18 protein-coding genes and 1 tRNA gene are annotated in these 22,741 nt (G+C 59.9%); 8 read left to right on the forward strand and 11 right to left on the reverse strand.

The window, feature by feature from the left end; translation table 11 throughout:
- Positions 1-85: 85 nt before the first annotated feature.
- Both SIB42_RS02470 and cysE read left to right on the forward strand, forming a co-directional pair.
- The gene (locus tag SIB42_RS02470; protein ID WP_067093734.1) at positions 86-1,075 is read left to right on the forward strand and encodes a GntR family transcriptional regulator; all 990 of its coding nucleotides are present in this window, start codon (positions 86-88) and stop codon (positions 1,073-1,075) included.
- Positions 1,076-1,131: 56 nt separating this feature from the next.
- The gene (gene cysE, locus SIB42_RS02475; RefSeq protein ID WP_067093378.1) at positions 1,132-1,893 is read left to right on the forward strand and encodes a serine O-acetyltransferase; all 762 of its coding nucleotides are present in this window, start codon (positions 1,132-1,134) and stop codon (positions 1,891-1,893) included.
- Position 1,894: 1 nt separating this feature from the next.
- On the opposite strand, the gene secA is transcribed toward cysE, so the two are convergent.
- The gene (secA, locus tag SIB42_RS02480; RefSeq protein WP_067093379.1) at positions 1,895-4,759 is read right to left on the reverse strand and encodes a preprotein translocase subunit SecA; all 2,865 of its coding nucleotides are present in this window, start codon (positions 4,757-4,759) and stop codon (positions 1,895-1,897) included.
- Between the two features lie 11 nt (positions 4,760-4,770).
- Positions 4,771-5,967 carry a glycosyltransferase family 4 protein gene (locus SIB42_RS02485; RefSeq protein WP_067093380.1) on the reverse strand — a complete coding sequence of 399 codons (1,197 nt, stop codon included), beginning with the start codon at positions 5,965-5,967 and terminating at the stop codon, positions 4,771-4,773.
- 97 nt (positions 5,968-6,064) lie between these two features.
- On the opposite strand from SIB42_RS02485, the gene SIB42_RS02490 reads away from it, so the two are divergent.
- Positions 6,065-6,520, forward strand: coding sequence for a GNAT family N-acetyltransferase (locus SIB42_RS02490; protein WP_067093739.1), 456 nt, complete (start codon positions 6,065-6,067; stop codon positions 6,518-6,520).
- A 7-nt stretch (positions 6,521-6,527) separates the two neighbouring features.
- On the opposite strand, the gene SIB42_RS02495 is transcribed toward SIB42_RS02490, so the two are convergent.
- From SIB42_RS02495 to psbZ, 3 genes are all read right to left on the reverse strand, one after another.
- Positions 6,528-6,599, reverse strand: a tRNA-Gly gene (locus tag SIB42_RS02495).
- Between the two features lie 73 nt (positions 6,600-6,672).
- On the reverse strand, positions 6,673-7,155 hold the full coding sequence (gene ribH / locus SIB42_RS02500; protein ID WP_067093381.1) for a 6,7-dimethyl-8-ribityllumazine synthase: 483 nt from the start codon (positions 7,153-7,155) through the stop codon (positions 6,673-6,675).
- 77 nt (positions 7,156-7,232) lie between these two features.
- A complete protein-coding gene (gene psbZ / locus SIB42_RS02505; protein WP_011932021.1) occupies positions 7,233-7,421 on the reverse strand; it encodes a photosystem II reaction center protein PsbZ in 189 nt (62 codons plus the stop codon).
- Between the two features lie 134 nt (positions 7,422-7,555).
- On the opposite strand from psbZ, the gene mutS reads away from it, so the two are divergent.
- A complete protein-coding gene (gene mutS, locus SIB42_RS02510; RefSeq protein ID WP_067093382.1) occupies positions 7,556-10,297 on the forward strand; it encodes a DNA mismatch repair protein MutS in 2,742 nt (913 codons plus the stop codon).
- On the opposite strand, the gene SIB42_RS02515 is transcribed toward mutS, so the two are convergent.
- Complete coding sequence (locus SIB42_RS02515; protein ID WP_067093383.1) at positions 10,282-10,917, reverse strand: precorrin-8X methylmutase; 636 nt, start codon at positions 10,915-10,917, stop codon at positions 10,282-10,284. The genes mutS and SIB42_RS02515 overlap by 16 nt on opposite strands.
- A 69-nt stretch (positions 10,918-10,986) precedes the next feature.
- Here SIB42_RS02515 and holA point away from each other — a divergent pair, with 69 nt between their 5' ends.
- Positions 10,987-11,976 carry a DNA polymerase III subunit delta gene (holA, locus tag SIB42_RS02520; RefSeq protein WP_067093384.1) on the forward strand — a complete coding sequence of 330 codons (990 nt, stop codon included), beginning with the start codon at positions 10,987-10,989 and terminating at the stop codon, positions 11,974-11,976.
- 30 nt (positions 11,977-12,006) lie between these two features.
- Positions 12,007-13,809 carry an aspartate kinase gene (locus SIB42_RS02525; RefSeq protein WP_067093385.1) on the forward strand — a complete coding sequence of 601 codons (1,803 nt, stop codon included), beginning with the start codon at positions 12,007-12,009 and terminating at the stop codon, positions 13,807-13,809.
- A 15-nt stretch (positions 13,810-13,824) separates the two neighbouring features.
- On the opposite strand, the gene uvrB is transcribed toward SIB42_RS02525, so the two are convergent.
- Positions 13,825-15,861, reverse strand: a complete 2,037-nt coding sequence (uvrB, locus tag SIB42_RS02530; protein ID WP_067093386.1) for an excinuclease ABC subunit UvrB — start codon at positions 15,859-15,861, stop codon at positions 13,825-13,827.
- A 73-nt stretch (positions 15,862-15,934) separates the two neighbouring features.
- Positions 15,935-16,708 carry a DUF561 domain-containing protein gene (locus tag SIB42_RS02535; protein ID WP_067093744.1) on the reverse strand — a complete coding sequence of 258 codons (774 nt, stop codon included), beginning with the start codon at positions 16,706-16,708 and terminating at the stop codon, positions 15,935-15,937.
- Positions 16,709-16,781: 73 nt separating this feature from the next.
- On the opposite strand from SIB42_RS02535, the gene tilS reads away from it, so the two are divergent.
- Entirely contained in the window at positions 16,782-17,801 is a 1,020-nt protein-coding gene (gene tilS, locus SIB42_RS02540) for a tRNA lysidine(34) synthetase TilS (protein ID WP_067093387.1), read from the forward strand.
- Positions 17,802-17,807: 6 nt separating this feature from the next.
- On the forward strand, positions 17,808-18,650 hold the full coding sequence (locus tag SIB42_RS02545; RefSeq protein WP_067093388.1) for a hypothetical protein: 843 nt from the start codon (positions 17,808-17,810) through the stop codon (positions 18,648-18,650).
- On the opposite strand, the gene SIB42_RS02550 is transcribed toward SIB42_RS02545, so the two are convergent.
- The 3 genes from SIB42_RS02550 to SIB42_RS02560 form a co-directional block, all read right to left on the reverse strand.
- On the reverse strand, positions 18,636-20,693 hold the full coding sequence (locus SIB42_RS02550; protein WP_067093389.1) for a ribonuclease J: 2,058 nt from the start codon (positions 20,691-20,693) through the stop codon (positions 18,636-18,638). The two genes, SIB42_RS02545 and SIB42_RS02550, sit on opposite strands and share 15 nt — an antisense overlap.
- Before the next feature lie 67 nt (positions 20,694-20,760).
- Entirely contained in the window at positions 20,761-21,669 is a 909-nt protein-coding gene (dapA, locus tag SIB42_RS02555) for a 4-hydroxy-tetrahydrodipicolinate synthase (RefSeq protein WP_067093390.1), read from the reverse strand.
- Positions 21,670-21,674: 5 nt separating this feature from the next.
- Positions 21,675-22,667, reverse strand: coding sequence for an aspartate-semialdehyde dehydrogenase (locus tag SIB42_RS02560; RefSeq protein WP_369818422.1), 993 nt, complete (start codon positions 22,665-22,667; stop codon positions 21,675-21,677).
- Between the last annotated feature and the right edge of the window lie 74 nt (positions 22,668-22,741).

A 22,741-nucleotide genomic window follows, 5' to 3' on the forward strand; every position in this document is an offset into this window, starting at 1 on the left:
CGGCACAGGGACACTGACCACCAAAGCGATTGTCACCGACCCGTTAAGTCCTTAAGGTGGCCGCATCTTGATCTGGCCCAACGGCGTGCGATTCCACATTCAACAGGAAAGCGATATCCCGGCGTCGACCCAGCTCTACAACCAAATCTGCTTCGCGATAGCCGCTCGGCATTACCCACCAGGCCATCGCCTGCCAAGCACGCGTCAGCTGGCCATGCAAACAGGCCTTCACCGCAACACGATTAGCAAGGTCTACCGCCAGCTGGAGACCGACGGGGTTGTGGAAGCCATGGCTGGATCAGGGATTTATGTGCGCGATCAGCAGAAGCCACGAGAAGTCCGCACACCAACGCACATGCGCAATCGCGGGGTCACTGACCTCGACCGCGAAGTACGCAAATGTGTGGATGGTCTCTTGAATGCAGGCTGCACACTGCAACAGACACGGGATCTGCTCACTCGAGAAATTGATTGGCGCCTCCGATGCGGCGCCAGAGTTTTAGTCAGTACGCCTCGGGAAGACATCGGGGCCTCGATGTTGATCGCAGAGGAACTCGAACCAAGTCTTGATGTACCAGTGGAAGTGGTGCCGATGGAGGAGCTGGAAAGTGTTCTTGAAAGCGGCAGTAATGGCACCGTGGTGACCAGCCGCTACTTCCTGCAACCCATGGAAAAGCTCGCAAAGCAACATGGGGTGCGTGCGGTGGCAGTCGACCTCAACGATTTCCGTGAAGAGCTGGCCATGCTCAAAGAACTGCGTCAAGGCAGCTGTGTTGGTCTGGTCAGTATTAGCCCAGGTATCTTGCGCGCGGCGGAAGTGATCCTTCACAGCATGCGCGGCAACGAGCTGCTGCTGATGACTGCGACTCCGGATATCGGCAGCAGACTGCTGGCACTGCTGAGAGCATCAAGCCATGTGCTTTGCGATCGACCGAGTCTTCCTCTGGTCGAGCAGAGCCTGAGACAAAACCGGGCTCAGCTCATGCGCATGCCCCAAGTTCACTGCGCCGAGAGTTATCTGAGCGGAGACACCATCGAACTGCTGCGTAAGGAGATTGGCCTTCAAAGCAGCTGATACCTATCAGCTGCCAAAATGGCTACCCCCAAGCGCTAAGGGCGCGGCGCCAAGGCATGTTCCATCACATCAGCGCCGATTTGGCGATCATTCGTGAGCGTGACCCAGCAGCACGCGGAGCACTTGAAATCCTGCTCTGCTACCCAGGTTTCCAGGCGCTAGCCCTACATCGACTCAGTCATCGCCTCTGGCGTTCGCGTCTACCCCTGAAATTGCCTGCAAGATTGCTGAGCCAGCTTGGGCGAAGCCTCACTGGTGTTGAGATTCACCCTGGTGCAACTATCGGCCAAGGCGTCTTCATTGACCATGGCATGGGTGTGGTGATTGGTGAAACCACTGAGATAGGAGATCGCTGTCTGCTGTATCAGGGCGTCACCCTGGGAGGCACGGGCAAAAACCATGGCAAACGTCACCCCACGCTGGGCACCAACGTTGTGATTGGAGCCGGCGCCAAAGTATTGGGAGCCATCGAAGTGGGAGCCAACACACGCGTAGGTGCAGGATCAGTCGTCGTACGCAACGTGGAAGCGGATTGCACCGTTGTGGGGATACCTGGGCGCGTAATCCACCAAAGCGGTGTCCGCATTAATCCACTGGCTCATTCAGCACTGCCAGATGCTGAAGCGAGCGTCATCCGCAATCTGATGGAGCGCATTGATCAGCTGGAAGGACAAGTACGCAGTCTCAATGAGAACCTCAAAACCATGGCCGCGGCCACTGGTCGCCCACTACACGAGATGCGTAGCGGAGATGCTCAAAACCTCAAAGACCGCGAGATCCTTGAATTCCTGGGGGACAGACCTCCCAGCAGGAGCTAAATCAGGCTGTTGTTGTTGACCCTACGGATTGTCCGGAAGGCGGTGCCGGCTGGAACATGAACATCGAGTAGATCACGTTGCGACGCATGTTGGTCATCATGTCCAAGAACATGTCGTAGCCCTCGTTCTTGTATTCGATCAAGGGATCCTTTTGCCCGTAGCCGCGCAGGCCAACCGACTCGCGCAGGCCATCCATGGCCTGCAAGTGTTCACGCCAGAGCGTGTCAATCTGCTGAAGGATGAAGAAGCGCTCGGCTTCGCGCATCAGACCAGGCCGTTGCTGTTCGATCTGACCTTCCTTGAGGTCGTAAGCATTACGCAGCTGTTCTTGCAGGAAGGCCTTGAGCTCCTCCATAGAGAGTCCCTGCAGCTGGTCGGCGTTGAGATCTTCCAGCAAATACACAAACTCCTGCACCTTGCTGACCAGCTGAGCCACATCCCATTCCTCAGGAGGAAGATCCGGATTCACGTAGGCCTCCACGATCTCGTTCATGGTGCGCTCGCCATAGCCCACAACCTGCTTCTTGAGCTCGCGGCCATCGAGCACACGGCGCCGTTCTGAATAAACCGCTTTGCGCTGGTTATTCATCACCTCGTCGTACTCAAACACCTGCTTACGGATGTCGTAGTAATACGTCTCAACTTTTTTCTGGGCCCCCTCCAAAGAGCGGGTCAGCATGCCGGATTCAATCGGCATGTCTTCCTCAACGCGGAAGGCATTCATCAGACCAGCAACACGCTCACCGCCGAAGATGCGCAACAGGTTGTCGCCCAGCGACAGAAAGAAGCGAGTGGAGCCGGGATCACCCTGACGACCAGCGCGGCCGCGTAGCTGGTTATCTACTCGACGAGATTCGTGGCGCTCGGTTCCAATAACGTGCAGACCTCCCGTCTCTCTGACTCGGCCCTCTTCCTGCTTCACCACCTCGTCGTATTCGCCCTTGACCATGGCGATGGCAGCACGCAGTGCCGCAATCTGGGCATCATCGGTAGGTGCCTTCTCCGCCGCCGTTGCAATGCGGTCTTCCAGTTCAATCACCGTGAGAGCACGATCGCCCCAAGCCTTCACCAGATCCCTGGCGAGCTCAGCAAGAGCCTGATCAGTGACGTCAGTGAGCTGACAGGGATAGAGGCTGCCAAGGGCTTTGGCTTCGCTAGGAGCACTGCCATGGGGCCCGGAAGCCGGCGCTGCTTTTGCTGCAAAACCATCACCACCGTCCGTGCTGCGCTGCAGCGGCACGGGGGGACGATGGCCCTCCTCCGGACGTACCAGTCGTGGTAACAACACTTCCCGCAACTTGAGGCGAGCCATGTAATCGCTGTTGCCGCCAAGGATGATGTCGGTGCCGCGACCGGCCATGTTGGTGGCGATGGTGACGGCACCAGAGCGACCAGCCTGAGCCACAATCTCGGCCTCCCTCTCGACGTTTTCCGGCTTGGCGTTGAGCAGGTTGTGGGGAATGTTCTGTTCAGCCAGCAGAGAGCTGAGCAACTCGCTCTTTTCCACGCTGGTGGTGCCCACCAACACCGGCCGGCCCTGCTGGTGAACCTCAGCCGTCTCTTGAGCTACCGCACGCCACTTAGCTCCTTCTGTTTTATAGACCTGATCCACCCAGTCCTGACGAGCGCGCACCCGGTTGGTGGGCACGATCGTGGTTTCTAGCTTGTAAGTCTTCTCGAACTCGGTTTCCTCAGTCTTGGCCGTGCCGGTCATGCCTGCCAGGCGCGGATAGAGCAGGAAGAAGTTCTGATAGGTAATCGACGCCAGAGTCTGGGTTTCGGGCTGGATCTGCAGTTCTTCCTTGGCTTCAATCGCCTGATGCTGACCGTCACTCCAACGGCGACCCGGCATAACCCGACCGGTGAATTCATCGACGATCACCGCTTCACCGTCGCGAACGATGTAGTTCACATCACGGGTGAACAGATCCTTGGCCTTAAGCGCATTGGTGATGTAGTGAGCCCAAGGATCCTGAGGGTCATACAGATCATTCACCCCCGTCATCTGCTCGGCTTTGGCAAAGCCTTCATCGGTGAGGGTGCAGCTGCGCTGCTTCTCATCAACCTCATAATCGCCTTCAGGATCAATGCCGTCCTTGCCCATTTCAGCGGCACGCACCAATGCGTTCGCCACCTCGGCAGCCTTCTGATATTTCTCCTGCGGACGTTCCACCTGACCGGAAATAATCAGAGGCGTGCGGGCTTCATCAATCAGAATTGAATCGACCTCGTCGATCACGCAATACTGAAACTCCCGTTGAACCACTTCACTAATATCGGCGGCCATATTATCGCGCAGATAATCAAAACCAAGTTCAGAATTGGTGGCGTAAGTGATATCACAACCGTAATTAATGCGACGCTCTGCAGGAGCCATATCCTGCTGAATTAAACCCACAGAAAGGCCTAGAAAACGATGCACCTGACCCATCCATTCGGCATCGCGACGGGCCAGATAATCGTTCACGGTCACCACGTGAACGCCACGACCCGTTAAAGCATTCAAATAGCTGGGCAAAGTGGCAACCAGGGTTTTTCCTTCACCAGTTTTCATTTCTCCGATCTGGCCCTCGTGCAGGACCATTCCGCCGATCAACTGCACATCGAAATGGCGCATGCCCAGCACCCGCTTAGCGGCTTCGCGCACCACTGCGAAGGCATCGGGCAGGATCTCATCAAGAATTGGACGTTGGTTCTGAAGGCTTCCAGCCTCAGCCAGACGTTCCTGAAACGCAGTCGTCTTGGCGCGTAGCTCGTCATCACTGAGCGGCGCAATCTCCTCCTCCAGCAGATTGATATCGGAAACAATCGGCTGATACCGCTTCAGCTTGCGGGCATTGGGGTCACCCAGCAGGAGCTTGAGCATGGTGTTGACAACTACCCTCGAGCCCGAAAGCCTACCGGGATCTGGGAACAATTCATGGGGTTGCTCCAGCCTTTGAGCTGATCCAGCCAGATCCTGCGGCAGAAAAGCTGCTGATAACGCAGGCGTGCCTGTAGGCCGAGATGGCGTAGCAAAACCGGATCATCAGCAAGCTTCTGCAGCACCAACGGCAAATCCTCCGGCGTCTGCGACCAGTCGAGATCGGCCAGCTGACAGACCCAACCCATGCCAGAACGCCAACGCTGAAAAGCCAAAGCAGGCAGACCAGCAGCCATCGCCTCGAGCTGAACGATGCCGAACGCCTCATTGGAACTCTCTGAGGGCAACACGAGCAGATCTGCCGCCAGCAGCTGGCTCAATTTGTCGGCCTCAGGCAAGCGGCCATGAAATCGCACTACGCCATCAGGGCGAGATGCCATGAGCTGAGCACTGAGTGCTTCAAAGTCAGCCCGCCGCGGCCCATCACCGACAACATCAAGCGACCAGGAGCTCTCAACACTCGCCAGGCTTTTCAACAGCCAATCCAGACGTTTGTAGCTGCCAAGGCGACCTATGAACAGCACCCGCATCACCGGCTTGGCTTGCATCTGGAGCGATGACCGCGGCGCCACTAAGGCCGCAGCTTCCTGGTCGTGGCTGAGGCAGCAGGGCAAAACCGCAACTCGTTCAGAGCGGCAACCGCAACGCACCAATTCGTCTTTGAGCAAAGGCGAGGTCGTGATCACCCCGGAGAGCCAGGACACAACCGTGAGCGCCAGCCACTGATAAACGATGAAAAAGCGTCCTTTTAATCCTGAAGCAGGTTCGAAAAAAAAGTGCCAGTGGGCCGTCACACGTCGCCGAGGACGAACCAGACGGGCGAACAGCAGAACCAACAGCACCCCGATGGAGGGCAGATGACCATGCAGAGGCTCCTCCGAGCGCAACAACGACCACAACCCAGCCGATGGCAGCGGTAGAACCAATCGACCCAAGGGAGAAGTCCGCGCAAGCCGTCTGCGCGGGTAGTGGGCTGCGATGGCGTCCTTTTCGCTCAGGCAGCGACCCTGCGCATCCAAGCTCCAGACCGTTCCTCCCCAGACCATCGCCAACTCATGAGCCACCCGTTCGACCCCGCCATACCCCGGTGGCCACTCGCGCAGCAGCTGTTGGATGGGCTGGGGCCGCTGTTCACCAGGCACTGACGTCATTACCTCGGCGCTTTAAGGCCTTGAAACAGGTGAATTTTGTTGCACACAACAAGTGAAGACACAGGGAGACGGATGATGAGGCCTGCATCAAATGACCATGGCCCGCATCCATCTGGTTGAACATGCACCAGGAGCCCCAGGCCTGCGCCTGATGGGGCTTGGGCCAAACCTACGCCCGACACGCGGTCTGCTCAAACTTCGGCGCTTGCTTAATAAACACGCCTTCTGGGCCCAGGGCCGCAGCCGTCAACAACTGCGCGAAATGCTCAAAGGCAGCCTGGTGGTTGTGAGCCTCTGGCGCGGCAAACGCATGGTGGGCTTCGGGCGAGCCAGCAGCGATGGGATCTACAGAGCCGTGCTCTGGGATGTGGTGGTGGCCGGCGACCTTCAGGGTCGTGGGCTCGGGCGGCGGGTCGTTAAAGCGTTGCTGGCTTCCCCAAAATTGCGTGAAGTGGAGCGGGTGTATCTCATGACCACCAACAGCAATGGCTTTTATGAACAAATGGGATTCAGCAGCGTTTCCTCTCAACACTTGCTGATCCGAAAGCAATGATTCAACAAGCGGATGAAGAGATTCGAACTCTCGACCCTCTCCTTGGCAAGGAGATGCTCTACCACTGAGCTACATCCGCAGGCCAGCCGGTGAATGTCACCTGACGACCCGAGAAGCATGCACCACCAAGGGGCCGTTGGTCAATCCACCGTTCAAGCCACTGGCAATGCCTTCACAAGAGAGCCCATTTCCAGAGCCTGCAGGGCATAACTCCATCCCAGATTGCTCTTGATCCCTGCCCGCTCGAGCGCCTGTTGCATCGTGTCGGTTGTGAGCACCCCGAAGATCACGGGCACACCGGTGTCACGAGACACGCTGGCAATTCCCTTGCTGGCTTCGGCGACCACAACATCGAAATGGGGCGTGTCACCACGAATCACAGCCCCAAGCGTGATCACAACTTGATAACGACCGCTGCGAGCCAGCTGCTGGGCCACCAGAGGTAACTCAAAAGAACCAGGCACCCAGGCCGTATCCAGCTGATTGCTGTCTGCACTGGTGTCAATCCCATGGCGTCCAAGACAGTCAAGGCAGCCGCTCAACAACTTGGCCGTGACCAGATCGTTGAATCGGGCAACAACGACAGCGATGCGCAGTCCCTGCACATCGGTGAACCGTCCTTCAAAGGTGGCCATTACGCCTTGATCCGTTCATTCCATGTTCACACCCGGCCGGCGTGAACTGGATAAAAAAGATGCCCTTAGGCCTGGCCTCAGACCACGAAGAAGCTCATGCCCCAGTTCACCAGCACCAAGGCCACCCAGGCAATGCCACCCAGCAGAATCAAGCGATTGGAGCGGCCGCTGTCTTCATTAGAGGCGTAAAGAACAGGCACAGCCACGATCAACGCAAAGGACATCACCACCAAGGCCAGAACGGTGAGGGTGTTAAGAATCTGCATGGTGAATCGGTCGACGCCAGGTCGTTCACGGGGATTCTCACATGTAGAGGAGAGTCGTCTCCGTCGTCTGCGCATCAAGCTTCACAGCTTGTGGTGAACGCCATCGGTACGATCCAGCGACTTCCGGATGTCTCATGCCCCGCACCTGCCCCCAGCCCGAGGAGCAGTCGCTGCAGGGGAATCTGTTCGGCACTCCGGAACCGACTGATCAACCCACAGCCAGCTCTGCCAGGGCTTCTGAGGCCTTAGCCGCGGATGCACTGGCTGAGCTCACTGACGCCAGCCTCAGCGCTGATGCCTCTGCCCGCCCCAGACAGCGACAGGGCAACAACAGTGATCCCGACAAGGCCTCCAACCAGGCCGAGGAGCTGACCGGCTCAGACAGCGACGACAGCGATTCCCCGCCTTGGGCCCACCACAGCCAGGTGGATCAGACCCTGCTGACGCCGATGTTGCGCCATTACGTAGAGCTCAAGGCGGAGCACCCTGAGCGCGTGCTGCTCTACCGACTCGGTGATTTCTTCGAGTGCTTCTTCGAGGACGCCGTCGAGCTCTCACGTGTGCTGGAACTCACTCTCACCGGCAAGGAAGGTGGCAAGGCGATCGGACGCGTGCCGATGGCGGGAATTCCCCATCACGCCGCCGAGCGCTACTGCGCTGAACTGATCCGTCGTGGTTACTCCGTGGCGCTCTGTGACCAGCTGGAGAACACCCCCGCCAAGGGGGCCCTGCTCAAGCGCGGAATCACCCGGGTGCTCACCCCGGGCACGGTGCTGGAAGAAGGCATGCTCGCTGCCCGCCGCAACAACTGGCTGGCAGCGGTAGTGGTGGAACCTGCCAGCAGCAAGCAACCCTTGCGCTGGGGCCTGGCCAGCGCCGATGTGAGCACGGGCGACGTTCAGGTGATGGAACGCAGTGGCAGCGATGCCCTGCACCAGCACCTGGCCCAACTTGAGGCCTCGGAACTACTCTGGGCAGCCAGCGATGACGCCAACACGCAACGACCTGACTGGTGTCCTGAACGGCTGAGGCTCAGCCCGATGGCGCTCACACCCTTCAGCCGCCCCCAGGCCGAACAAGCCCTGATCAAGCACTACCGGCTGGCTGGGCTGGATGGCCTTGGCCTGCATGAACTACCGCTGGCCCTGAGAGCTTTTGGTGGGCTGCTGCAGTACGTCAATGACACCCAGCCGCTCGTAGAAGCAACCCTGGTGCCCCTGGATGTGCCGAAGATCGTGCAGGCCGGAGATGCCCTGGTGCTCGATGCCCAGACCCGACGCAATCTGGAACTGACGGCCACCCAACGCGATGGACAACTCCAGGGTTCACTGCTCTGGGCCATCGACCAGACCCTCACCGCCATGGGGGGACGATGTCTGCGCCGCTGGCTGGAAGCGCCGCTGATGGACCTCAACGCCATCCGCGAACGGCAAAGCGTGGTGAGCCTGCTGGTGAACCAAAGGCCCCTGCGCCAGAGCTTGCGTCGACTGTTGCGGCCGATGGGTGATCTGGAACGATTGGCGGGTCGGGCCGGCGCCGGTCATGCCAGTGCCCGCGACCTGGTAGCCATCGCCGATGGACTGGAACGCCTGCCACGACTAGCCAGTCGCCTGGAGGGAACGCTAGAGACATGGCCACAGGTGCTGGAGGCGCTGCTGCCACCCAATCCAGCACTCGCTGAGCTGGCCGCCGCCGTTCGCCATGCCTTGGTGGACGCCCCGCCTCTTTCTCTGAGCGAAGGCGGGCTCATCCACGACGGAGTGGATCTGCTGCTGGATGGCCTGCGCAATCAACTCGATGACCAGGACGCCTGGCTGGCCGAGCAGGAGCGCTTGGAGAAAGACCGCAGTGGCATCAGCAATCTGCGTCTGCAATACCACCGCACCTTTGGGTATTTCCTGGCGGTGAGCAAAGCGAAGGCATCCTCCGTGCCCGACTACTGGATCCGCCGCCAGACGCTGGCCAATGAAGAACGCTTCATCACGCCCGAGCTGAAGGATCGCGAAGGCCGCATCTTCCAGCTGCGGGCACGGGCCTTTCAGCGCGAATACGAGCTGTTCTGCAAGCTGCGCGACCAAGTGGGCTGCATGGCAACACCAATCCGCGAGGCCGCCCGTGCCGTAGCGGGTTTAGACGCACTCACGGCCCTGGCAGACACGGCTTCCACAGCAGGCTGGTGTGCTCCACAGCTGAGCGACGATCGCACCCTAAAGATCACCGCTGGCCGCCACCCAGTGGTGGAACAGTTGCTGGTGGAAACTGCCTTCACCCCGAACGATCTTGGTTTGGGAGCTGACACCGACCTGATCGTGCTGACAGGGCCCAATGCCAGCGGCAAAAGCTGTTACCTGCGCCAGATCGGCCTGATCCAACTGTTGGCCCAGATCGGCAGCTGGGTGCCTGCATCATCCGCGCAGGTCGGCCTTGCCGATCGCATCTTCACGCGGGTAGGCGCCGTGGATGATCTGGCTGCAGGCCAGTCCACCTTCATGGTGGAAATGGCCGAAACCGCCAACATCCTTCACCATGCCAGCGACCGCTCCCTGGTGCTCCTTGATGAAATCGGTAGGGGGACAGCCACCTTCGATGGCCTCTCGATCGCCTGGGCCGTGAGCGAACATCTGGCCGGCGATCTCAAGGCACGCACGGTGTTCGCCACCCACTATCACGAGCTCAACAACCTGGCGGAACAGCGGCCCAACGTGGCCAACTTCCAGGTGATGGTGGAGGAAACGGGCGAGGATCTTGTGTTCCTGCATCAGGTGCAGATCGGCGGTGCCAGCCGCAGCTATGGCATCGAAGCCGCCCGCCTGGCAGGGGTGCCCTCCCGCGTTGTGCAACGGGCCAGGCAGGTGCTCGATCAGCTGGCGGCCTGAGCGGCTCGCAGCAGGGCATTGGCTGCTGCAGCCACCAAACCGGCTCCACCGCGCGTTCCCTCCAGGCGGATCTGAGCCAGAGCCGTCGCCGCCAGATGGCGCTTGCTTTCAGGGACGCCCACGAAGCCAACCGGCATGCCAATCACCAGCGAAGGGGCAGGGGCCCCGGCATCCAGCTGATCAAGCAACTGCTCCAACGCCGAGGGAGCACTGCCCACCAGCAACACCGGCATGGGCTGGCCCTTCGCGCTTGCCACCTGCGTGAGCTCCGGCCAAGCCCTCAACATCGCCACGGCGGAACGGGTGGAGTCTTGCGGTGAAACCTCAGGAGCCCAATCAAGCAGGCAGCGCACGGACGTGCCCAGTGTGCGCGCAGCCATCGGCGTCACGGCAGCCGCAGCCATCGCCGTATCGGTGAGGATCGCTGCTCCAGCCTGCAACGCCGCAAGTCCCTGCTCACAGGCCCCCTCGCTGAAACGCAACAGCTGCTGCAGGCCTGGATCCCCGCTGCTGTGCACCAGACGTTCCAACACCTGCTGCTGCAGAGGATCAAGTCCCGTCTCCCCCAACAAGGCCCGAATTCGACGGATGCTTTCCGTGAAGATCGGATGGTCGGCCATTGCTGCACATTCCTCTGACGGGGACTGCCAGTCAGGGCAGACTTCGACATTGTCCGACGACACGCCTCAATGCCGATCCAGTTGTTCTGGGGCGATGATTCCGCCGCGCTGGAACGGGCGGTTCAGGCCTTGATCGAGAAGGCGGTGGATCCGAGCTGGGCGAGCGTCAATGTGAGTCGATTGGATGGCAGCGAGGCGGGCCAGGCCAGGCAGGCTCTGGAAGAGGCACGCACACCGCCTTTCGGCGCTGGCTCGAGGGTGGTGCTGCTACAGCGATCTCCCTTCTGCAACGCCTGTCCCAGCGAGCTGGCCGATCGCTTCGAAGCCTCTCTGAATGGCATCCCTGAAAGCACCCAGCTGCTGCTCTGCCATCCCTCCAAACCTGACGGTCGTCTGCGCACCACAAAAGCGCTGATGAAACGCATCAAGGCGGGAGAGGCCTGCGAGCGCAGTTTCAAGTTGCCGGCGGTCTGGGATGGGGCTGGGCAGCGCCAGCTGGTGGAGCGGACCGCTGAGGAACTGAACCTGAGGCTGGAGTCTGATGCGGTGGATGCCCTGATCGATGCCATCGGCAATGACAGCGCCAGGCTGACCATGGAACTGCAAAAGCTGGCTCTGCATGCTGAAAGCAGCGGAGAGGCACGCATCAGTGCCAGCTCCGTTGACAGCCTGATCGAGGGGCTCAGCACCAACGCTCTGCAGGTGGGGGACGCGCTACTGGCAGGCGATGCAGGCCAGGCGATTGCCTTGCTAGATGCCCTCAATGATGCCGGCGAACCGGCCCTGCGCATTGTTGCCACGCTCACTGGTCAAATCAGGGGATGGCTTTGGGTGATGCTGCTGGAACAACAGGGGGAGCGGGACGTTGGGGTAATCGCCAAAGCGGCGGGAATCGGCAACCCCAAGCGCATCTATGTGATGCGCAAACAGTTGCAAGGGCGTTCACCCCAGCGCTGCCTCAACCTGCTGGGCCGCCTGCTGGATGTGGAAGCAGCCCTCAAACGCGGCACCCAGCCCGGAGATGCTTTCCGCGATGGGCTGCTGGGCGCAACACAGTGAGACAATCGCCTGCGACATGAGGCGGCATGGATGGCCCTTCTGGTGCAGAAGTTCGGCGGAACCTCCGTCGGCAGCGTGGAGCGCATCCAGGCCGTGGCCAGGCGTATCGCCAACTGCAAGGAAGAGGGGCACGATCTGGTGATCGTGGTCTCGGCCATGGGTCACACCACCGATGAACTCACCGCCAAGGCCAACGCCATCAGCAGCAATCCACCCCAGCGAGAGATGGACATGCTGTTGGCCACCGGTGAACAGGTGTCGATTGCGCTGCTCTCCATGGCGTTGCATGAGCTGGGCGTCCCAGCCATCTCCATGACCGGCCCCCAGGTAGGAATCGTGACCGAATCCGCCCATGGCAAGGCCCGCATCCTCGACGTGCGCACCGATCGTCTACGCAGCCGACTGGCCGAAGGCCGCGTGGTGGTGGTGGCAGGGTTTCAGGGAACGAGCCAGAGCAGTGGCGGCACCGCCGAAATCACCACACTGGGGCGTGGAGGCTCCGACACCTCAGCAGTCGCCCTAGCGGCAGCCCTCGGTGCCTCGGCCTGTGAGATCTATACCGATGTGCCAGGCGTGCTCACCACCGATCCCCGCAAGGTGGAAGACGCCCAGCTGATGCCTCAGGTGAGCTGCGACGAAATGCTCGAACTGGCAAGCCTTGGCGCTGCCGTGCTGCACCCGCGCGCCGTGGAGATCGCGCGCAACTACGGCGTCACGATGGTGGTGCGCTCCAGCTGGAGTGATGAACCCGGCACCACACTCACCAGCCGCAACTCGCGGCCCATTGGCCGCGAAGGTCTTGAACTAGGCAGACCGGTGGACGGCGCCGAGCTGGTGGAAAACCAAGCCGTGCTGGCTCTCTCGCATGTGTCCGATCAGCCCGGCGTTGCCGCCCAGCTGTTCGAAAGCCTGTCTGAGGGCGGAGTGAATGTGGACCTGATCATCCAGGCCACCCACGACGGCAACAGCAACGACATCACCTTCACCGTGGCTGAAACTGACCTGGAGAGGGCTCGCAGCATTTGTGAATCCCTGATCCAGAAGCTGGGCGGTGAGTTGGTCGCCCAGTCCGGGATGAGCAAGCTGAGCATCAGCGGCGCCGGAATCATGGGCCGCCCTGGTATTGCCGCGGGCTTGTTCCAGACCCTCTCCCGGGTGGGAATCAATCTGCGTGTGATCGCAACCAGTGAAGTGAAGGTCAGCTGTGTGATCAATGCCGACGTTGGCAGCAAAGCTCTGCAGGCCACCCAGGAGGCCTTCGAACTGGAGGCCGGTCAGATCAGCCTCAATCCCAGTGCGAGCGGAGAAGCTGAGCCGGAAGTGCGTGGCGTAGCCCTCGACCGTGACCAGGCCCAGGTGAGCGTGCGCCATGTGCCCGACAAACCCGGAACCGCCGGAGCCCTTTGCAATGCGCTGGCCGACGCAGGCATCAGCCTCGATGCAATCGTCCAGTCGGAACGCCAGCACATCGATGGCAGCCGAGATATCAGTTTCACCCTGAAACGTGACGACCGCACTGCGGCGGATCGCGCCCTGAGTGCACTGCTGGCTCAGTGGCCTGGAGCCCAGCTCGAAGACGGTCCAGCCATTGCCAGGGTCAGTGCCGTGGGCGCGGGCATGCCTGCTACAGCGGGTACCGCAGGACGCATGTTCCGTTTTCTGGCAGAAGCAGGCGTGAACATCGAAATGATCGCCACCAGCGAGATCCGCACCAGCTGCGTGGTCGCTGAGGCCGATGGTGTGGCAGCACTTCAGGCCGTGCATGCCGGTTTCAAGCTGGGCGGCAGCACCCGCCATGCCGCCAAAGGGAGCGAATCACCTCTGGTGGCCTAGCTGAACCTCGGCAACTCAGCTCTGACCCACAAGCTTCTGGCGGAGCTTCTTGATCCGATCTCGAAGGTTGGCAGCCTCCTCAAAATCGAGCTTCTTGGCTGCGTCTTTCATCTTGACTTCAAGCTGATCGATCAGTTCGGGCAAGGCATCGAGAGCCATACCATCACTGTCATCCTCCAAGGCTTGAACCGCCTTGCTGGCGACCTGCACCAGGTCGGCATCGGGGCCATCGGTCTTGAGTTTCCGTGAGAGCTCGAGAAACGAAAGAATCGAATTGCTGGCTTTTTTACCGGCCGCCGTCGGCACAATTCCATGTTTTTCGTTGTGGACCTGTTGGATCTTGCGCCGCCGTTCGGTCTCCTCGATCGCCCTCGCCATCGAATCGGTCATGTTATCGGCATAGAGCAGCGCAACCCCCTCCACATGCCGCGCAGCCCGGCCGATCGTCTGAATCAATGATCGCTGCGCTCGCAGGAATCCTTCCTTATCGGCGTCCAGGATTGCAACCAGGCTCACCTCGGGCAAATCCAGGCCTTCCCGCAGCAAGTTCACACCCACGAGCACGTCGTACTCACCCAGGCGCAGGTCCTGAATGATCTCGATGCGCTCAATCGAATGGATCTCAGAATGCAGGTAGCGCACCCGCACCTTGTTCTCGGCCAGGTAATCCGTGAGGTCTTCCGCCATGCGCTTGGTGAGCGTGGTCACTAGCACGCGCTGCTGCTTCTCGGCCCGCGTGCGTATCTCTCCCAGCAAGTCGTCGATCTGACCTGTTGTCGGCCTCACCTCCACAACAGGGTCCAGAACTCCAGTGGGACGGATGACCTGCTCCGCCACCTGGCCATCACTCACCTTCACTTCCCAATCGCCGGGCGTGGCACTCACAAACACGGTCTGGCGTGCCTTCGTCCAGAACTCTTCGCCTTTGAGCGGCCGATTGTCGGCTGCACTGGGCAGACGAAAACCGTGGTCGATCAATACCTTCTTGCGGGCCTGATCGCCGTTGTACATGGCCTGAAGCTGTGAACAGGTGACATGGCTCTCATCAACAATCAGCAGCCAATCGTCGGGGAAATAATCGATCAGGCATTCCGGCGCGGAGCCCGGTTCACGTCCGGCCAGATGACGGGCATAGTTCTCAACGCCATTGCAATAGCCCACCTGCTGCAGCATCTCCAGGTCGTAGGTGGTGCGCTGCTCCAGTCGCTGAGCTTCCAGCAACTTGCCTTCGGTTTGCAGGAACTCCAGTCGGTCTTTGAGCTCATGGCGGATATCCTTCACCGCCGAATCCAAACGATCCTTCGGCGTTACAAAGTGCTTGGCCGGGTAAATGTTGATGGTTTCAAGACTCTGCAGGATTTCGCCGGTGGTGGGGTCGACGTAGCGGATCGCCTCCACCTCATCACCGAACAGCTCCACCCGAACAAGACGATCTTCATAAGCAGGCCCGATTTCCAGCACATCGCCCTTGACGCGGAAGCGACCGCGGGTGATGTCCATGTCATTGCGGCTGTACTGGTTATTCACCAGTTCGCGCAAAGAACCCCGAAGATCAAGAGATTCACCAACCCGAAACTGCACCGATGCCTTTAAGTATTCACTGGGTATTCCCAGGCCATAGATGCAACTGATGGAAGCCACAACAATCACATCGCGGCGTTCAAACAACGATCGCGTCGCTGAGTGACGCAGCATGTCGATCTCTTCATTGATCGATGCTGTTTTGGCGATATAGGTATCACTCACCGGCACATACGCTTCCGGCTGGTAATAGTCGTAATAGGAGATGAAATATTCGACAGCATTGTTGGGAAAAAATTCCCTCAGCTCATTGCAAAGCTGTGCAGCCAAAGTCTTGTTATGAGCCAACACCAGGGCGGGACGACCGGTCTGAGCGATGACATTGGCCATCGTGAACGTCTTGCCTGTGCCGGTCGCACCCAGAAGGGTCTGATAACGACGACCACCATTCACACCCTCCACCAGTTGAGTGATCGCCGTCGGCTGATCACCTTTGGGGGTGTAGGGCGCAGTCAGGTCATAGGCAGGCATGGTCCTCGCGCTGTAAACCCTGCAATGGGCACCCACGTTACGGGGCCCATTGGGGCGAGCGTGTCCGCAGCAATCAGACCCGGCTGGTGACCTGACTGCCTATGGCTTCACGCAGACCGCGCACTACAGCCACCATGGCCAGCTCATCATCAAGGCGATTAACCGCAGAACCAACGCCCACACCGGCTGCGCCGGCTGCGATCGCCATCGGCACGGTGACAGCCGAAAGACCTGATGCACACAGCACCGGTGCCGTCTCACCGGCGTGCTGCAGGGCAGCGCTGATGCTGTGAGCCGCGGCCAGAGTGGGAGCAGCCTTCTCAATCAGGCCAAGGCTGCCGGCACTGAAGGGTTTGGCACTGGTGCCACCTTCGGTCTGAATCAGATCGGCACCGGCCGCCACCAGATCCACCGCCAGCTGTTCCTGCTGATCCATCGGCAACACATGGGGAACGGTGACGCTCAGCACCACCTCAGGCAACAAACCGCGGGTACGGCCTGTGAGTTCCAGCACCTCTTCAGCTCCGAAGATGCGCCCCTGGGGATAGAAGGCATCGAAATTACCGATCTCCACCATGGCCGCACCTGCAGCCACAGCAGCCGGAAACTGCTCGGGATCCACCGACGACACGCAGACCGGCAGGCCACCGGACGCCTCAACCACCAACTTCACCAATTGCGCATCACAGGCCACATCAATCAGATCTGCTCCACCCAATCCAGCCGCGCGGGACACGCGAGCGACCGAATCCGCATTGAAGTTCATCAGACCGGCGATCACCTTCAGCGCGGAACGCTGTTCAAGGCTGCGGCGGAGGGCAGTAGGCAGCAGAGAAAGGCGGGACATCAAGCTGACATCAGATGAATGCATTCTCACACCGCACGAACAGGCAGGATCGAATCGACCTTCACCCAGAGCGATGAGAGCCGGCGAGCCTTGGCTGAACTGGCACGACAGACTGCACCGCCAACTTCTACAGAATCCCCAGCTGCTGCCCAAAGGGGCAACACTGTTGCTGGCGGTTTCCGGCGGTCAGGACTCGATGGCTCTGCTGGGGCTGCTGAGGGATTTGTCTGATCGGCATCACTGGACTCTGCAGCTCTGGCATGGAGACCATGGCTGGCATCCAGAGTCCGCATGCATTGCCAGCGATTTGGAGAGCTGGTGCCAGACGCAACAGCTGCCCCTGCTGATCAGCACCAGCAGCTTCAGCACCACCGGCAGCGAAGCTCAAGCCCGTGAATGGCGTTACACCGAGCTGCATCAGGCCTGTGAGCAGCTCAACCTCAACAGCCCTGCCAACCCCTGCCGCACGGTCGTGACCGGACACACCGCCAGCGACAGAGCCGAATCACTGCTGATACAACTCTGCCGAGGAACGGATCTGGCCGGGATGGGCAACCTGCGTTGGCAGCGCCCCCTCAATACTGAAGCAAGAGAAGACATTCACCTGGTGCGTCCACTGCTGCAGTTCAGCCGTGACGAAACCGCCGCCATCTGCCAGGACCTGCAACTACCGATCTGGACAGACCCGAGCAACAGCGATTCACGTTTCGATCGCAACCGCATCCGTCAGGAGGTCTTACCGGTGCTGGAGGCTCTGCACCCCGGCTGCAGCAGGCGCATGGCTGAACTGAGCGAGCGAGTGTCCCAGCTGCAGGACACCCAGAGCGCACTGGTGACGCTGAGTCTGGACAACCTGAAACGACAGGACGGCGCCTTACAACGATCGCCACTGCAACAACTGCCCGGTTCAGCACGACGACTGCTCTTGCATGGATGGCTGCAGACCCAAGGCATGCCAGCACTCTCGGCCAGGCAGCTTGAAGAACTGAGCACTGCCATCGGTCCAAGCCAACCACCTGGTGAGCGTCATCTAACCGGTCGGAAGCGACTCCACTGGTGCCGGGACTGGGTACAACTGGAAGACAGGAACTGAACTCACTTGGACGGCGACTTCCAAAGCAACTATCTCGCCGCTGAAGAGGCCTACGGCACTGGTGACTTCGAAACTGCGCAATCCATCACTGTTGAACTGCTCAATCAGCTGGAGCCAATCCCGGACGAGGGTGCTGAACGGGATGCAGTTCTGGCTTGGCGAGCCTTCGTGGCTTTACTAGCGGGCCACATTGACCTCTACGGCTTTCAAGCCCCTGATCAAGCTGAAAGGCATTACCAGCTGGTGCTGGCCAGTCACCCACAGGACACACTGCGGGAACTGGCGGAACAGGGACTGGAACGGATCAGGAGCGGTCGTGAGTCGGTGACCAGATCCACGCAGGCGACTGATCCAACTGAGGACCGATTCATGGCGTCTCTGGCAATCAAGGGCTCCCTTGCCTTAGTGGCTGACCCTTTTATCAACGAGGCATCCCCGGCCGTGGACTCTGTGGAGCCGAGCGTCGTCACAACCGCGATGCCCTGGCTCAACAACGACAAACAATCAGACGACGGTCATGACCAAACTCTCTCCATCGAGATCAATGCTGTAGCTGCGCCTGAGCCCGAAACTGAACCTCAGCCGATCAGTGAACAGGAACCTGAGCCTGGATCCGAACCTGAACCAGGCGGTGAACTTGGTCAGGAGACAACGACTGAAGCCTTAACCCAAGCAACCAAGACCAAAGCCGACCCGGAGATCAGCGACACAACCCGGAAACGTTTAAGGGAAGGCAGGATTGTGGTGAAACTTCCAGCAAGAGCCCAAAAGCCATCCGAGAACAACTCGGACAGCAGCCAGGCCCCTAGCCGATGGTCGTGGCTACAAAAAGCCTTACGCCGCAGCTGAGCGGCGACGGCGGGTACGGCCAGCGGGCATGTCTTGATCGACTGCTGGCGCTGCAGAGGCGGGTGCAGCAGGCGCAGGCTCCTTGGAGGGCGTGGGGGCTGGCGAAGCTGCGGCCACAGGTTCCTTCACTGGAGCCGACTTGGCCTCAACAGCAGCTGAGCGAGCTGTCGTGATCACCCGCGCTGGAGTTCCTTCACGGTTGCGATCTCGGCCACCACCACCGTGCCGACCAGCTCCATGACCACCGCCATGGCGACCACCACGTCCACGGGGCGCTGGACGATCATCGGGCTCAGCGTCCGCACGGCCTTTGTACACAGGTGTTCCTGCTGGTGCCGGCTGCACCAAACAGAGGATCAAAGGCTCCACCTGAAGTTCTCGGCGCATACGGCGGCTGAGACCGACTTCCACCTCCCGCTGCACACCCATCCAGTCGACATCCGGGGCCTTGCCACCGGTGTTGCGGGTGAGCTGCTTCCAGCGATTCTCAAGCACCCACTTGATTTCGCGTTCCGTCCACAGCGACATCTTGCGGGCATCGGCAGTGGTGACGACACCGCGAAGATTCACGCGAGGTGGAGCCACCATGGCGCCATCGGTACTGATAGCAGCAAGGATCGTGACGATGCCATCTTCTGCCAGTTGCTGACGTTCCTTCAGCACGCGGGCATCAACAATGCCGTTGCGCGACTGATCGAGCAGCTCGATACCAGCCTTCACAGGGTCCGACTTGGTGATTGAGTCTGCGGTGAGCTCAACAACATCGCCGTTATCAATGATCAGCGTGTTGTCCTCAGGAACGCCCATGGAATGACCGGTCCTGGCATGACGCACCAACATGCGGTGCTCACCGTGCACGGGCACGAAAAATTTCGGACGTGTGAGAGCCAGCATCAGCTTCTGGTCCTCCTGGAAGCCATGGCCAGAGACATGAATGCCCTCTCCCTTGCCGTACACGACCTTGGCGCCCAGCATCATCAGTCGGTCGATCGTGTTCACCACAGAAATGGTGTTTCCGGGAATCGGGCTCGCGGAGAAGATGATTTTGTCTGAGCTCTTGACTCTCACCTGCGGGTGTTCACCGCGGGAGATGCGACTTAGTGCGGCAAGGGGCTCACCCTGACTGCCGGTCATCAGCAACAGGGTTTCACGATCGGAGACATTGTTGATCTGCTTGATCGGCACAAACAGCTCATCCGGAGCACGCATGTAGCCCAGCTCACGGGCCTTGGCGATCACGTTGAGCATGGATCGACCCAGCAAGCCAACCTTGCGGCCGTTCTTAAGAGCAAGCTCAAGGATCATCGACACACGATGAATTGAACTGGCAAAGGTGGTGACGATGACACGCCCCTCGGCCTCGGCGATATGACGGTCAAGGTTGGAGAACACCGACCGCTCGGGAGGACAGAAACCCGGCACCTCGGCATTGGTGGAATCGCTGAACAAACAGAGAACACCCTTGTCGCCGTGGTGAGCCAGCCGAGCCAGATCGAAGTGCTCGCCGTCGACAGGGGTGTGATCGAACTTGAAGTCACCCGTGAAAATGATGGTTCCCACCGGTGTGGAGATGGCCAGCGAAAAGCTGTCGGCCATCGAGTGGGTGTTGCGGATGAACTCCACTGAGAAGTGCTGACCCACCTTCACCACGTCGCGAGGTCCGACGGTCTGCAAGGTGGTGCGATCGGCGACGCCCGCCTCATCCATCTTTCCGGTGAGCATCGAGAGAGCCAGTCGCGGCCCGTAGATCACAGGGATGTTGAAGTGCTTGAGATGGTGAGCAATGCCACCGATGTGGTCTTCATGACCATGGGTAACAATCATGCCGCGGATGCGCTTCTGGTTTTCTCGCAGAAAGCTGGTATCGGGCAGAACCACGTTCACGCCGTGCATGCCATCGCTGGGGAAAGCGAGGCCGGCGTCAACCAGCATCAGGTCATCGCCATATTCAAAAACGCAGGTGTTCTTGCCGATTTCATGCAGTCCTCCAAGAGGAATCACTCTCAGGGTGGGTTGCTTGGTTTGGGCAGTTGTGACGGTCATGGGGTCGCTTGCGTATGGAAAAAATCAATCAGGGAGGCGCACATCAGCGCTGTCAGCAGCCTTGGCGTCAGGTCTGACGCAGGGCATCGAGGGCTTCGGAGAGGGCAACGCGCATGGCGGGCTCCAGCGGAACGAGGGGAAGTCGGGGAGCACCCACCGGCCAGCCACTCAACTCCAGAGCGGCCTTCACCGGAATGGGATTGGTGGTGGCGAACATGGCCTTGAACAGTGGCAGTAACTGCTCATGCTGCGAAAGGGCAACCGCGTTCTGACCAGCCAGATATGCCTCAATCATGTTGCGCAGTCGGCGCCCCACCACATGGCTGGCCACACTGACAACGCCCACGGCTCCAACCGAGAGCATCGGCAGGGTGAGAGCGTCGTCACCGCTGTAGATCGCCAGGCGATGACCGCAGGCCTGACGGAGCTGGGAGACTTCTTCAGTGGTTCCGCTGGCAGCCTTGAAGCTCACGACATTGGCGCAATTCATCAGCTTGGCAACTGAGGCCGGCTGCATGTTGGAACCTGTCCTACCGGGAATGTTGTAGAGCATCAACGGCAGGTCAGACGCAGCTTCCGCAATGGCACGGAAATGGGCTTCCATCCCGTCTTGAGGGGGCTTGTTGTAGTAAGGCACCACCACCAATGCACCATCGGCACCGGCTGCCGCTGCCTCACGCGTGGCCTCAACCGCCTCACGGGTGCAATTACTGCCAGTTCCCGCAAGCACATGCACGCCAGGGCCCACGGCCTGCCGCACTGCCTCGAACATCTTCAGTTGCTCGCTCCAGCTGAGCGTGGGGGATTCTCCTGTGGTGCCGCACACCACTAGAGCTTCCGATCCCTCATCCACCAGGTGACGTGCCAGACGACCGGCGAGCGCCAGATCCACACCGCCCTCTGCATCGAAAGGGGTGACCATGGCTGTCACCAAACGGCCAAAAGGAGTGGGAGAGAGTTCTGCAGCAGTGCTCATGGCGTTCAGGCGGCGGGCAACAGCAGTTCAGCGATCTGGATGGCATTGAGAGCCGCACCTTTGCGGATCTGATCTCCACACAGCCAGAACTCAAGTGCGTTCTCTTCACTGATGTCCTGTCGAATCCTCCCCACAACCACCGGATCACGGCCAGTCACGTCCGTCGGCATGGGAAAGCGATTGCTGGCATGGTCCTCGAGCAGTTCCACCCCGGGGGCAGCGGCGAGCAGCTCGCGGGCTTCCGTCACGGGAAAAGGCTCAGCGAATTCCACATTGACTGCTTCTGAATGGGCGCGCAGAACCGGCACCCGTACACACGTCGCCGTGAAGCGAAGCTGCGGCAAACCCATGATCTTGCGGGTTTCATGGACCATCTTCATTTCTTCTTCGCAATAACTACTGGACTGCAATGGTGAGTTGTGCAGAAAAAGGTTGAAAGCCAATGAGTGGGGGAGAACCTCACTGTTGGGCGTGCCGCCATCAAGCACCACACGGGAGAGATCCTTCAGTTCCTCCATGGCCCGGGCCCCAGCACCACTCGCTGACTGATAGGTGCTGACGACCACCCTGTGCATCGGACGCTTCGCAGCCAGAGGGGCCAGAGCCAGCGTGAGCAAGATCGTGGTGCAGTTGGGATTGGCGATCACACCGTTGTGCTCAGCAGCAGCCTGCGGATTCACCTCAGGAACAACCAGAGGCACGCCGTCTTCCATGCGGAAGGCACTGGAGTTATCCACCATCACGGCACCAGCGGAAACAATCGCTTCACGCCATTGGCGAGAGACCGAACCGCCAGCAGATGCGAGCACCAGATCGACGCCCTGAAACGAGGAATCGCAGACTTCCTGAACCGTGATCGTCTGTCCATTCCAAGAACAAACCTGCCCAGCGGAACGGGCAGAGGCCAGCAGACGCAGCTCAGCAACCGGAAAGTTGCGTTCCTGAAGCAGCTGAAGCAGTTCCTGGCCCACCGCACCACTGGCACCAAGGACGGCCACCGTTAGAGGTCGATTCGGTAACGAGTTAACGGGGGTCAAACGGACGGGGACACAGAGACTGACGGGCAGGTGGT

Origin of the sequence: Synechococcus sp. MIT S9508, assembly GCF_047303045.1 — a bacterium.
Lineage (GTDB): Bacteria > Cyanobacteriota > Cyanobacteriia > PCC-6307 > Cyanobiaceae > Synechococcus_C.